This is a genomic window from Microbacterium sp. P2_F9, from assembly GCF_056403635.1.
Genome location: NZ_JBFUFC010000105.1, coordinates 1 through 12,600 on the forward strand (window position 1 = coordinate 1; position 12,600 = coordinate 12,600).

Genomic DNA, 12,600 nt, shown 5'->3' on the forward strand with positions numbered 1-12,600 from the left:
CCGCCGAACCGATCGAGCGCGCCGCGCTGGGCGGCGGCCGAGCGCAGCCGGAGCTGATCGGACTGTCCGTGCACGACGACGAGCTCATCGGCGAGATCGGCCAGGACGCCGGCGGGGGCGGAGCGACCGCCCACCGTGGCGCGGCTGCGGCCTTCGCTCGAGATCGTGCGACCGACGAGCAGTTCGGCACGCCCGTCGCCGAGCGGCTCGACGTCTCCCCCGGCCTCACGCACCCGCGCGCTGACGGCCCCGACCTCCGGCACGATCCAGACGCCGTCGACCGATGCYTGCGCCGCGCCGGCCCGCACGGCGCTGAAGTCGGCGCGCTGACCGAGCAGCAGCCCGAGTCCGGTGACGACCATGGTCTTGCCTGCGCCGGTCTCGCCCGTGATCGCGGTGAAGCCCGGCCCCATCGGCAGGGTCGCCTCCGCGATGACACCGAGATCGCGAAGGCGCATCTCCTCGATCACGACGTGCCCGGTGCGGGGACAGGCGCCACCGATGGCTTCGGGATCGGCGCGGTCAGGGCGGCAGGCCCCCGCCATCCGTCGACCGGCAGCTGGAACTTGCGCACCAGGCGATCGGTGAACGCCGCGGGATGCAGCCGGGCGAGGCGGACGGGGTGTGTCGAGCGGCGGACGACGACGCGGGCGCCGGGCGGCAGGTCGTGTGAGCGCCGTCCGTCGCACCACAGGATGCCGGCGCCGTCGGTGCGCTGCAGCAGCTCGATGGCGACAGCATGCTCAGGTCCGACCACGAGCGGCTTGGCGAACAGCGCGTGCGCCGACAGTGGGACGACGGAGATGGCCTCGACCGTGGGCCAGATCACCGGACCGCCCGCGGAGAAGTTGTACGCGGTCGACCCGGTCGGCGTCGACACGACGACACCGTCGCAGCCGAACGTGGACAGCGGCCGGCCATCGATCTCGATGACGACCTCCAGCATGCGCTCCCGGCTGGCCTTCTCGACGGTCGCCTCGTTCAGCGCCCAGGTCTCGAAGACGACGGAATCGGCGGCATCCTTCACCCGCACATCGAGCGCGAGACGCTCTTCCACGCGGTAGTCCCGGGCGATCACCCGGCGGACCGCGTCGTCCATGTCGTCCCGCTCGCTCTCGGCGAGGAATCCGACATGGCCCATGTTGATGCCCAGCACGGGTGCGGTTCCGTCGCGCACGAGCTCGGCGGCGCGCAGGATCGTGCCGTCTCCGCCGAGCACGATCGCAAGTTCGACGTCTTCAATCGGCACGTCGACCCCGAGCACGGCGACATCGTCGATGTCCGACAGCTCGGCGCAGTCCTCCGGCGCCAGCACAGGGCGGGCCCCGGATGCCCGCAGTGCGGCGATCACGCGGTGCGCGGCACGCACGGTCTCTTCGCGATTGGTATGCGCGACGATCAGGATGCTGCGCTCTGCGTCACTCATCACTCTCCCGCCGGTCGGTTCACGGTGCTTCACCATTCTGTCTGTCTCCAGGGCTTCAGGGCGAACCGCGGGGCCGCGTGTGCACAAGGTGCCCGGGCCGGCGACGGCGGAGGACCGGTGAGACGCCCTGCACAGGTCGCGGTCGTGGGGTGGCTACGCGAGCCGATCGACCTCGGCGAGCCACTCGGTCGGGTTGGCGCCGCCTTCCGCGAGATGGACGACGAACTCGACGTTGCCGTGCGTCCCCGCCACGGGCGAGCGGATGACGCCGCGTACCCCGAGCCCCTCGTCCCACGCCGACCACAGCACGCCTGCGACGGCGTCGGCACGGAGCGCGGCATCCGTCACCAGCCCGCCCTTGACGGCTGTGCGGCCCACCTCGAACTGCGGCTTCACCAGCAGCACGAAGTCGGCGCCGGGCGCCGCCACGGCGTGGGCGGCCGGCAGCACGAGGGCGAGCGAGATGAACGAGAGATCTCCGGTGATCACCGAGGGTGCGTCGGTCACTCCGCTCGCCTCGCGGAGACTCTCGGGGGTCATATAGCGCACGTTGAAACCCTCGACCGAGATCACGCCGGAGTCTTCGGAGACGGATGCCGCGAGCTGGCCGTGCCCGACATCCACGGCGATCACCGGCGACGCGCCGCGCTCGCGCAGCACCTGAGTGAATCCCCCGGTCGACGCGCCCATGTCGAGCGCCACGCGCTCGGCGATGTCGACCGAGAAGGCGTCGAGGCCGGCGATGAGCTTGTGCGCCGCGCGACTGACGTAGTGATCCGCGCCCGCCACTTCTAGCGCGGCGTCATCCGCAACCGGAGTGGAAGCCTTGACCACGGGGCGGCCGTTCACGCTCACCAGCCCATCGGCGATCAGCGTGGCGGCATGGGTGCGGGACCGCGCGAGCCCTCGTGCCGCGAGCGCGGCGTCGAGGCGCGCGGTCATGGCTGGGATGCCGTGGGGCCGGAGTCGAGGGTGCGTGCGAGCGAGTCGTGCAGCGCCTCATACGCCGCCGCACGCGTAGGCAGCGGCTGCGCCTCGATCACCTCGAGCGCGGAGAGGAGGTCTGCGTCGGGTGTCGGGCGGGCCTCGGAGTGGTCCATGGCTTCAGAATAGGCGGTGCCGCGAGGGCTCGGAGTGTTCCGCGCCGCGTGGCTCAGGGCCGGTGGAACGGGTCTGCGTAGAGGCGCTCAGGCACACGGAAGCCATAGATCGCGCGGCCGGTGTCCCAGATCGCCTTCGCCCCGGCGCGCAGCAGATCCACCGGACGGTCGCCTTCGGACAGGATCCGCACATCGGGGCCGTCGATGCGCACGCTCGCGCCGCGGACCGACACGACGCCGTCGCGCACGGTCGCCTCGGGGTACGGCTCATGCAGCTCGCGCAGGTCACCGAGGATGAAGGTCGGCTGCGAATCCGCGGGCGCGGCGAGCACGTGCTTGGGCCGGTCGATTCCGGTGAGCACGAGCACCGACGGCACTCCGGCGCGATTCGCGCCGAGAATGTCGGTGTCGAGGCGGTCGCCGAGGAAGAGCGGATGCCGCGCCCCGAACCGTGCGACCGCTTCGACGAAGATCGGCGATTCGGGCTTTCCGGCCACCGTCGCGAGGCGGCCGACGGCGGTGTGCACGGCGGACACGAGCGTGCCGTTTCCCGGCGCGATGCCGCGGGACTGCGGGATGGTCCAGTCGGTGTTGGTCGCGATCCAGGGGATCCCGCCCTCCTCCTCGGGCACCTTCAGTGCGTAGGCCGCTTCGGCCAGCTCCGTCCAGCCGACTTCAGGCGCGAAGCCCTGCACGACGGCGCCGGGCGCATCGTCGGCGCTCCGCGTGACGACGAACCCAGCCTTCTCCACCTCGGTGACGAGGCCATCGCCACCAACGACAAGAACCGTCGTGCCGGTCGGAACCCGCTCGGCGAGCAGTCGCATCGCCGCCTGCGGGCTGGTGACGACCTCGTCGGGACGCGTCTGCAGCCCGAGTTCGGTCAGATGCGCCGCCACCGAGACGTCGGTGCGCGATGCGTTGTTGGTGATGTAGCCGAGTCGACGCCCCTCGCGGGCGCGATTGAGGCTGGCGACCGCGTGCGGCAGCGCGCCGGCCCCGGCATAGACGACGCCGTCGAGATCGGCCAGCACGACATCGACGCCGTCGAGCGGGGTGGATTCCGTCGGCCGGCGCGAGAACAACGCCATCAGGCTTTGCTCTCCTCGTCGTCGGGCTCGTCGACCCCGGCCTCGACGAGGAGCTCCTGCACCTCGTCTTCGACACTGATCTCCGACGTGGTGATCGATTGCGTGCCATCGGCGACAACGATCCCCTCCACGAGGACGACATCGTCGGCCTCGTCGAGCTCATCGTCTTCGGTGGCGTCTGAGTCGTCGACTTCTTCGGCGTCGTCGAAGGTCTCGACGTCCTCGGCGTCGTCGAAGGTCTCGATCTCCTCGACCTCCTCGATCTCGATGACCTCGAGGTCGCCGTCGCCGGAGGCGTCGTGGAGAACCTCAGCAGCCACCGCGGCGCGGCGGTTCCATTCGTTCGCCTCGTCGATTCGTCCGAGTTCCTCGAGCACCGTCGCCCGCGCTGCGAACAGGGCAGGACTCCACTCGAAGGCACGGTCGGGATCGAGCTCGGGGATGTCGAGCTCGAGCAGCGCCCGTTCGGTCTCGCCGAGATCGAGCCGCGCACCMGACATTGCGATGGCGAGCTCCACCCGGACGCCCGGAGCGAGCTTTGCGCGATCGACGCCGCGACCGAGCTCCAGGGCTGCGTCGGGACGACCCACACCGCGCTCGCTGTCGACCATCAGCGCGATCTGATCGTCGTTGCCGGAGATCCGACGGTAAGTGCGAAGTTCCCGCAGCGCCAGCGCGAAGTCACCCGTTGCGTACGCGGTGATCGCGAGGGACTCGCGAACGATCGCAATGCGGCCGGCGCGGCGGGAGGCGGACACGGCGTGCTGGTGTGCCAGTTCGGGGTCTTCATCGATGAGGTTCGCCGCCATAGCGAGGTGACGCGCGACCCACTCGGCGTTCTCTTTGCTGAGCGTCTTCAGCTCGTTGCGCGCGCTCTGGGGGAGGTCGTTCGGCGTGATCTCGTCCGGAATGAACGGATCGTCGTGGTGGGCGCGAACGGGACGGTTCTCTTCCGGGCGGTTCAGCTCGACGGGACGATCGACGCCCCCGCGGGTCGGACGTCCGCCGCGGTGCTGGTCGGAGGCGCCGTATGGCGGCCTGCGGTCGCCGTCACGCTGCTCGTAAGGCCTGCTTCCGTCACGGGGAGGGTACGACTTCCGCTCCCCATCACGGGGAGGGTACGACTTCCGCTCCCCATCGCGGGGCGGGTAGGACTTACGCTCCCCATCGCGGGGCGGGTAGGACTTACGCTCGCCATCGCGGGGCGGGTACGACTTCCGCTCCCCATCGCGCTGCTGGTACGGCGGTCGTGCTCCGTCGCGGGGCGGGTACGACTTCCGCTCGCCGTCGCGGGGAGGGTACGACTTCCGCTCCCCATCGCGGGGAGGGTACGACTTCCGCTCCCCATCGCGGGGCGGGTACGACTTCCGCTCCCCATCGCGAGGAGGATAGGGGCGGTCGCCGTCGCGCTTCTGGTACGGCTTCGATTCACCGGAACGCTGCTGGTACGGCGGACGTGCTCCATCACGACGAGGATACGACTTCCGCTCCCCATCACGAGGAGGATACGACTTCCGCTCCCCATCGCGGGGCGGGTACGACTTCCGCTCCCCATCACGAGGAGGATAGGGGCGGTCCCCGCGCTTCTGGTACGGCTTCGATTCACCGGAACGCTGCTGGTACGGCGGACGTGCTCCGTCGCGCGGCGGGTACGACTTACGATCCCCGTCACGCGGCGGGTACKACTTACGCTCCCCGTCACGCGGCGGGTACGACTTACGATCCCCGTCACGCGGCGGGTACGACTTACGATCCCCATCACGCGGCGGGTACGACTTACGCTCCCCATCACGCGGCGGGTACGACTTACGATCCCCGTCACGCGGCGGGTACGACTTACGCTCCCCATCACGCGGCGGGTACGACTTACGCTCCCCATCACGCGGCGGGTACGACTTACGCTCCCCATCACGCGGCGGGTACTGCTTCTTGTCCCCACGCGGCTGCGAGCCGGCAGAGCCGCCACCCGTCGACCGAGTCGTGGGACGGTCCTTCTTACGATCGTCGTCCGTCATGTCTCGATCCTCCCGCAGTTCGTGCGCGTTAACGTGAAATGGCCACCCAGCGTTGGGTGGCCATTTCTCGAAAGAAGTCCGGCGGTGTCCTACTCTCCCACAGGGTCCCCCCTGCAGTACCATCGGCGCTGAGAGGCTTAGCTTCCGGGTTCGGTATGGGACCGGGCGTTTCCCTCTCGCTATGGCCGCCGAAACACTATTGATGTTTCAATCGTTCAAAGCATGAGTTGTCACATCGTGTGTGACGGCTGCTGTTGCAGCTCATGCGGTTCTCGACCGTACATCGAGAACCACTCAGTGGACGCAAGCACCTAGAACGGTGTGTTATCAAATCATCGGCTTATTAGTACCGGTCAGCTTCACGTGTTGCCACGCTTCCACATCCGGCCTATCAACCCAGTAGTCTGGCTGGGAGCCTCTCGCCCGAAGGCATGGAAATCTCATCTTGAGGCMGGYTTCCCGCTTAGATGCTTTCAGCGGTTATCCATCCCGAACGTAGCTAATCAGYGGTGCTCCTGGCGGAACAACTGACACACCAGAGGTTCGTCCAACCCGGTCCTCTCGTACTAGGGTCAGATCCTCTCAAATTTCCTGCGCGCGCAGCGGATAGGGACCGAACTGTCTCACGACGTTCTAAACCCAGCTCGCGTACCGCTTTAATGGGCGAACAGCCCAACCCTTGGGACCTACTCCAGCCCCAGGATGCGACGAGCCGACATCGAGGTGCCAAACCATGCCGTCGATATGGACTCTTGGGCAAGATCAGCCTGTTATCCCCGAGGTACCTTTTATCCGTTGAGCGACAGCGCTTCCACAAGCCACTGCCGGATCACTAGTCCCGACTTTCGTCCCTGCTCGACCTGTCAGTCTCACAGTCAAGCTCCCTTGTGCACTTACACTCGACACCTGATTGCCAACCAGGTTGAGGGAACCTTTGGGCGCCTCCGTTACTTTTTGGGAGGCAACCGCCCCAGTTAAACTACCCATCAGGCACTGTCCCTGAACCGGATTACGGTTCTAAGTTAGATATCCAGAGTGACCAGAGTGGTATTTCAACAATGACTCCACCTGAACTAGCGTCCAAGCTTCACAGTCTCCCACCTATCCTACACAAGCCACACCGAACACCAATACCAAACTATAGTAAAGGTCACGGGGTCTTTCCGTCCTGCTGCGCGTAACGAGCATCTTTACTCGTAATGCAATTTCGCCGAGTTCGCGGTTGAGACAGTTGGGAAGTCGTTACGCCATTCGTGCAGGTCGGAACTTACCCGACAAGGAATTTCGCTACCTTAGGATGGTTATAGTTACCACCGCCGTTTACTGGGGCTTAAATTCTCAGCTTCGCCTTGCGGCTAACCGGTCCTCTTAACCTTCCAGCACCGGGCAGGCGTCAGTCCGTATACATCGTCTTGCGACTTGGCACGGACCTGTGTTTTTAGTAAACAGTCGCTACCCACTAGTCTCTGCGGCCTCCAAACGCTTTCGGGAGTAAATCCCTATACGCCGAAGGCCCCCCTTCTCCCGAAGTTACGGGGGCATTTTGCCGAGTTCCTTAACCACGATTCTCTCGATCTCCTTGGTATTCTCTACCTGACCACCTGAGTCGGTTTGGGGTACGGGCGGCTGGAACCTCGCGTCGATGCTTTTCTTGGCAGCATAGGATCACCCACTTTTTATCCGCATCGTGTCTCAGCCTATGTGAGCTGCGGATTTGCCTACAGCTCGGCCTACGCACTTGCACCAGGACTACCATCGCCTGGCTTGGGCTACCTTCCTGCGTCACACCTGTTAATACGCTAACCGCCTCAGCATAGGGTCGTGTGCTAGGCCCAACRCTTCACCCCGAAGGGATCCGTCAAAGGGATTCAGACACTTAGCATTACTGGATTGGTTTGGGCGGTTCTTCGCCGGTACGGGAATATCAACCCGTTGTCCATCGACTACGCCTGTCGGCCTCGCCTTAGGTCCCGACTTACCCAGGGAAGATTAGCTTGACCCTGGAACCCTTGGTCTTTCGGAGGACGTGTTTCTCACACGTCTTTCGCTACTCATGCCTGCATTCTCACTCGTGTAGCCTCCACGGCTGGTTCACACCGCCGCTTCGCTGGCCACACGACGCTCTCCTACCCATCAATACGGCTGGACCACGAAGGCCTACCAATAATATCAATGCCACAACTTCGGTGGCGTGCTTGAGCCCCGTTACATTGTCGGCGCGGAATCACTTGACCAGTGAGCTATTACGCACTCTTTCAAGGGTGGCTGCTTCTAAGCCAACCTCCTGGTTGTCTAAGCAACTCCACATCCTTTCCCACTTAGCACGCGCTTTGGGACCTTAGATGGTGGTCTGGGTTGTTTCCCTCTCGACTATGAAGCTTATCCCCCACAGTCTCACTGCTGCGCTCTCACTTACCGGCATTCGGAGTTTGGCTGACGTCAGTAAGCTTTTGGGCCCCATCGGCCATCCAGTAGCTCTACCTCCGGCAAGAAACACGCAACGCTGCACCTAAATGCATTTCGGAGAGAACCAGCTATCACGAAGTTTGATTGGCCTTTCACCCCTATCCACAGCTCATCCCCTCAGTTTTCAACCTAAGTGGGTTCGGTCCTCCACGACGTCTTACCGTCGCTTCAACCTGGCCATGGATAGATCACTTCGCTTCGGGTCTAGGACATGCGACTGAATCGCCCTATTCAGACTCGCTTTCGCTACGGCTACCCCACTCGGGTTAACCTCGCCACATATCGCTAACTCGCAGGCTCATTCTTCAAAAGGCACGCTGTCACCCCTACTAAGGAGGCTCCAACGGTTTGTAAGCAAACGGTTTCAGGTACTATTTCACTCCCCTCCCGGGGTACTTTTCACCTTTCCCTCACGGTACTTGTCCGCTATCGGTCATCTGGGAGTATTTAGGCTTATCAGGTGGTCCTGACAGATTCACACGGGATTTCTCGGGCCCCGTGCTACTTGGGATACTCTTCGCGCCAAGAGAGGCATTTCGACTACGGGGTTCGCACCCTCTATGACCGGCCATTCAAAGCCGTTCGTCTATACCTTCTTGTAACGCCGGCTGCTCGGCAGAGCAGCCTGAAAAGTCCCACAACCCCGAATACGCAACTCCTGCCGGATATCACACGTACTCGGTTTAGCCTGTTCCGGTTTCGCTCGCCACTACTAACGGAATCGCGGTTGCTTTCTCTTCCTGTGGGTACTGAGATGTTTCACTTCCCCACGTTCCCTCTACCCGCCCTATATATTCAGGCGGGAGTCACTGGGTCGGCACGCCGCCCAGCGGGGTTTCCCCATTCGGAAATCCTCGGATCAAAGTGTGCTTATCCACTCCCCGAGGCTTATCGCAGATTGCTACGTCCTTCTTCGGCTCCAGATGCCAAGGCATCCACCGTTTGCTCTTAAAGATTTGAAAATCACATGAGTTCGTCTCTTCGGCCCGGATCCGAAGACCCGGTATGAAATTGACTAATGATCTAAAAAGATCATCTATGTGAAATGACCACGCGTCAGAGCCACCGGCAAGCCGGTTTCTCATTCCACGAAAGTCATCTCAAAGATGCTCGCGTCCACTGTGTAGTTCTCAAAGTACGGGCGGTACCCACCCCCGCTCACCGTGTTCCGGCAAACAGAAGAAGGTCCAGAGGTTCAGCTGCCGMTTTCGCGGCACCCGGTCCCTCAGGACCCAACAGCGTGCATGTGCCGGCTCTCCCCACCCCAACGTTTCCAGCTGCAAGCAGCGTACTAAGTTCAGGAAGATCTCTCCGGCACCTTGTCAATTGTTCCACCCATGAGCTACCAGTCGAGAACGTGTGTCTCGAATCTGGCGCCTGGACACCCTCAAGAGGATGCCAGATGCTCCTTAGAAAGGAGGTGATCCAGCCGCACCTTCCGGTACGGCTACCTTGTTACGACTTAGTCCTAATTACCGATCCCACCTTCGACGGCTCCCTCCCAAAAGGGTTGGGCCACCGGCTTCAGGTGTTACCGACTTTCATGACTTGACGGGCGGTGTGTACAAGACCCGGGAACGTATTCACCGCAGCGTTGCTGATCTGCGATTACTAGCGACTCCAACTTCATGAGGTCGAGTTGCAGACCTCAATCCGAACTGGGACCGGCTTTTTGGGATTCGCTCCACCTTACGGTATTGCAGCCCTTTGTACCGGCCATTGTAGCATGCGTGAAGCCCAAGACATAAGGGGCATGATGATTTGACGTCATCCCCACCTTCCTCCGAGTTGACCCCGGCAGTATCCCATGAGTTCCCACCATTACGTGCTGGCAACATAGAACGAGGGTTGCGCTCGTTGCGGGACTTAACCCAACATCTCACGACACGAGCTGACGACAACCATGCACCACCTGTATAGAGACCTTGCGGGGCGTACATTTCTGCACGTTTCCTCTATATGTCAAGCCTTGGTAAGGTTCTTCGCGTTGCATCGAATTAATCCGCATGCTCCGCCGCTTGTGCGGGTCCCCGTCAATTCCTTTGAGTTTTAGCCTTGCGGCCGTACTCCCCAGGCGGGGAACTTAATGCGTTAGCTGCGTCACGGAATCCGTGGAATGGACCCCACAACTAGTTCCCAACGTTTACGGGGTGGACTACCAGGGTATCTAAGCCTGTTTGCTCCCCACCCTTTCGCTCCTCAGCGTCAGTTACGGCCCAGAGATCTGCCTTCGCCATCGGTGTTCCTCCTGATATCTGCGCATTCCACCGCTACACCAGGAATTCCAATCTCCCCTACCGCACTCTAGTCTGCCCGTACCCACTGCAGACCCGAGGTTGAGCCTCGGGATTTCACAGCAGACGCGACAAACCGCCTACGAGCTCTTTACGCCCAATAATTCCGGATAACGCTTGCGCCCTACGTATTACCGCGGCTGCTGGCACGTAGTTAGCCGGCGCTTTTTCTGCAAGTACCGTCACTTTCGCTTCTTCCTTGCTAAAAGAGGTTTACAACCCGAAGGCCGTCGTCCCTCACGCGGCGTTGCTGCATCAGGCTTGCGCCCATTGTGCAATATTCCCCACTGCTGCCTCCCGTAGGAGTCTGGGCCGTGTCTCAGTCCCAGTGTGGCCGGTCACCCTCTCAGGCCGGCTACCCGTCGACGCCTTGGTGAGCCATTACCTCACCAACAAGCTGATAGGCCGCGAGCTCATCCCTGACCGAAATTCTTTCCAACTGCTGACCATGCGGTCGCAGCTCGTATCCGGTATTAGACGTCGTTTCCAACGCTTATCCCAGAGTCAGGGGCAGATTGCTCACGTGTTACTCACCCGTTCGCCACTGATCCAAAGAGCAAGCTCTCCTTCACCGTTCGACTTGCATGTGTTAAGCACGCCGCCAGCGTTCATCCTGAGCCAGGATCAAACTCTCCGTGAAAGAAATGTGCTGCGACAAGACCGGAATAGGTCTTACCGAGCGAGTTTGATCTGACGATCGGATGYCATTGCTGACATCTCGTTTAATCTCAAAAGAATCTCACCGGCCAGCCGAAGCTGACCGCGAGGTTTTTTGGCAATTTGACAAGTGCACGCTGTTGAGTTCTCAAGGATCGGATGCTCCTGCGATTCAGCCTCTCGGCTTCCTCTTCAGGGCAACTTCTCTATCTTATTCTTCGTGTTCCGCTTGTCAAATCGGCGCTTTTCGATTGAAATCGAAGCGGCCGACGATGGCGTCTCACGAAGAGAATTTGTGTCCTGCAGACCGACTCTGTCCGTCGCGGGGCAACTTGTACAGCTTATGCTCTGCGCTCCACTGGGTCAAATCGGAGCGTGCGCGCCGGGCGTGTCACGGGCAGCCGGTCGCCGCTAGGGGCGCGGGAGCAGCTCGGTCCGCGTCGGGACCGCGCGATAGCCGTCGCGTGCGACCTGCAGCAGCGTCGCAACGACAGCGACGAGCACGAGGACGGCGATGGTGATGAGCAGGATGATTGCCATGACTGGCCTCCAATGGCGGGTTTTCGACAAACCCGACGCTCGTCTCTGAGGTGGCCCGTAGGCATGAGGCATCCGCCCTATCTTTCAGACGAACCGCACTGACGTGTCTGAGGAGAGCGATGCGAGCGGTCAGTGCGTTCCGTGCGCCGACAGATAGGCGGCTTCGGTGCGGGTCGTCGCACCCGTCTTGCGGAGGATGTTCGACACGTGCACGCTCGCGGTCTTGGTGCTGATGAAGAGCTGCTCCGCGATCTGGCCATCGCTCAGCCCTCGCGCGACGAGGTCGAGCACCTGGCGCTCGCGCTCGGTGAGAAGCGACTCGAGGGACGCGGCATCCGTCCCGCCATCGCGGTGCTCGCCGCCCACGGCGCCGACGCGACGTTCGAGTTCGGTCACGCCGTCGACGATGAGGCCCATGCCGATCGCCTCAGCCCATTCGCGTGCCGTCTGTGCTGCACTCCGCGCACCGGTGCGATCGCCCGCGTTGGCGAGCGCTTCGGCGAGGCGGAATACGGCATATGGCGCGAGCTGCGCAGGGGCGATCCCCTCGCGAGCGGCGTCGACGGCGCGCTGCCACAGCGCGGGATCCGTGCCAGTGCCGCGAGGTCCCGCCAGTTCGGCGTCGACGATCGCCGCATACGTGGGTGCCGTCGGCCAGCCGCTCGCGACGGCGAGCGCGGACCGCACCTCCCGTTCGAGCTCATCGGTCGAGCGAGGCTCGCCGTCCGCGCCGGACAGCGTCATCCCCGTGACGCGTGCCGCACCGACCACTCGCGCGGCGAGAGCGATCAGCGGAATGTCGTACGCAGGGAACGAGCGGYGCTGCGGGTCGATCAGCACCCGCACCTCTTCCCAGGCCTCTCGGGTCTCGCCGCGGGCGAGCGCGAGTTCGCCGCTCACCACGGCGAGACCGAGCGCGGCCTGCACATCCATCTGCCCCTGCTGCCGGAGGGACCCTCGCCAGCCGCGCAGCAGTCGCTCCGCGAGCGGGCGGTCGCCCGACCACAGCAC

At 63.1% G+C, this 12,600-nt stretch carries 7 protein-coding genes, 3 rRNA genes and 1 pseudogene; all 11 read right to left on the reverse strand.

Annotation, left to right across the window (positions count from 1 at the left end):
* Positions 1 to 470: pseudogene (locus tag AC1DVT_RS12030) on the reverse strand (DNA repair protein RecN); the annotation flags it as partial.
* Entirely contained in the window at positions 467 to 1,426 is a 960-nt protein-coding gene (locus AC1DVT_RS12035) for an NAD kinase (RefSeq protein WP_457101519.1), read from the reverse strand. The pseudogene AC1DVT_RS12030 and the gene AC1DVT_RS12035, both read right to left, overlap by 4 nt.
* 153 nt (positions 1,427 to 1,579) lie before the next feature.
* Positions 1,580 to 2,368 carry a TlyA family RNA methyltransferase gene (locus AC1DVT_RS12040; protein WP_477389191.1) on the reverse strand — a complete coding sequence of 263 codons (789 nt, stop codon included), beginning with the start codon at positions 2,366 to 2,368 and terminating at the stop codon, positions 1,580 to 1,582.
* Positions 2,365 to 2,526: a hypothetical protein gene (locus AC1DVT_RS12045; RefSeq protein WP_457101521.1), complete on the reverse strand. Its 162-nt coding sequence runs from the start codon at positions 2,524 to 2,526 to the stop codon at positions 2,365 to 2,367. Before AC1DVT_RS12045 ends, AC1DVT_RS12040 begins: the two co-directional genes overlap by 4 nt.
* 53 nt (positions 2,527 to 2,579) lie before the next feature.
* Complete coding sequence (locus AC1DVT_RS12050) at positions 2,580 to 3,617, reverse strand: HAD-IIA family hydrolase (protein ID WP_477389193.1); 1,038 nt, start codon at positions 3,615 to 3,617, stop codon at positions 2,580 to 2,582.
* Complete coding sequence (locus AC1DVT_RS12055; RefSeq protein ID WP_477389195.1) at positions 3,617 to 4,426, reverse strand: hypothetical protein; 810 nt, start codon at positions 4,424 to 4,426, stop codon at positions 3,617 to 3,619. Before AC1DVT_RS12055 ends, AC1DVT_RS12050 begins: the two co-directional genes overlap by 1 nt.
* A 1,282-nt stretch (positions 4,427 to 5,708) precedes the next feature.
* Positions 5,709 to 5,825 (reverse strand): 5S ribosomal RNA (gene rrf, locus AC1DVT_RS12060).
* A 130-nt stretch (positions 5,826 to 5,955) separates the two neighbouring features.
* Positions 5,956 to 9,060: ribosomal RNA gene (locus tag AC1DVT_RS12065) — 23S ribosomal RNA — on the reverse strand.
* A 451-nt stretch (positions 9,061 to 9,511) separates the two neighbouring features.
* Positions 9,512 to 11,032 (reverse strand): 16S ribosomal RNA (locus AC1DVT_RS12070).
* Together the 16S, 23S and 5S rRNA genes form the textbook arrangement of a ribosomal RNA operon.
* Positions 11,033 to 11,460: 428 nt before the next feature.
* The gene (locus AC1DVT_RS12075) at positions 11,461 to 11,589 is read right to left on the reverse strand and encodes a hypothetical protein (RefSeq protein WP_477389197.1); all 129 of its coding nucleotides are present in this window, start codon (positions 11,587 to 11,589) and stop codon (positions 11,461 to 11,463) included.
* 129 nt (positions 11,590 to 11,718) lie between these two features.
* The coding region (locus AC1DVT_RS12080) for a helix-turn-helix transcriptional regulator (RefSeq protein WP_477389199.1) at positions 11,719 to 12,600 on the reverse strand (882 nt) is incomplete at its 5' end.

Coding starts and splice junctions, on each gene's coding strand:
- AC1DVT_RS12035 (WP_457101519.1), bottom strand. CDS start 1,426: ATGAGTGACGCAGAGCGCAGCATCCTGATCGTCGCGCATACCAATCGC.
- AC1DVT_RS12040 (WP_477389191.1), bottom strand. CDS start 2,368: ATGACCGCGCGCCTCGACGCCGCGCTCGCGGCACGAGGGCTCGCGCGG.
- AC1DVT_RS12045 (WP_457101521.1), bottom strand. CDS start 2,526: ATGGACCACTCCGAGGCCCGCCCGACACCCGACGCAGACCTCCTCTCC.
- AC1DVT_RS12050 (WP_477389193.1), bottom strand. CDS start 3,617: ATGGCGTTGTTCTCGCGCCGGCCGACGGAATCCACCCCGCTCGACGGC.
- AC1DVT_RS12075 (WP_477389197.1), bottom strand. CDS start 11,589: ATGGCAATCATCCTGCTCATCACCATCGCCGTCCTCGTGCTCGTCGCT.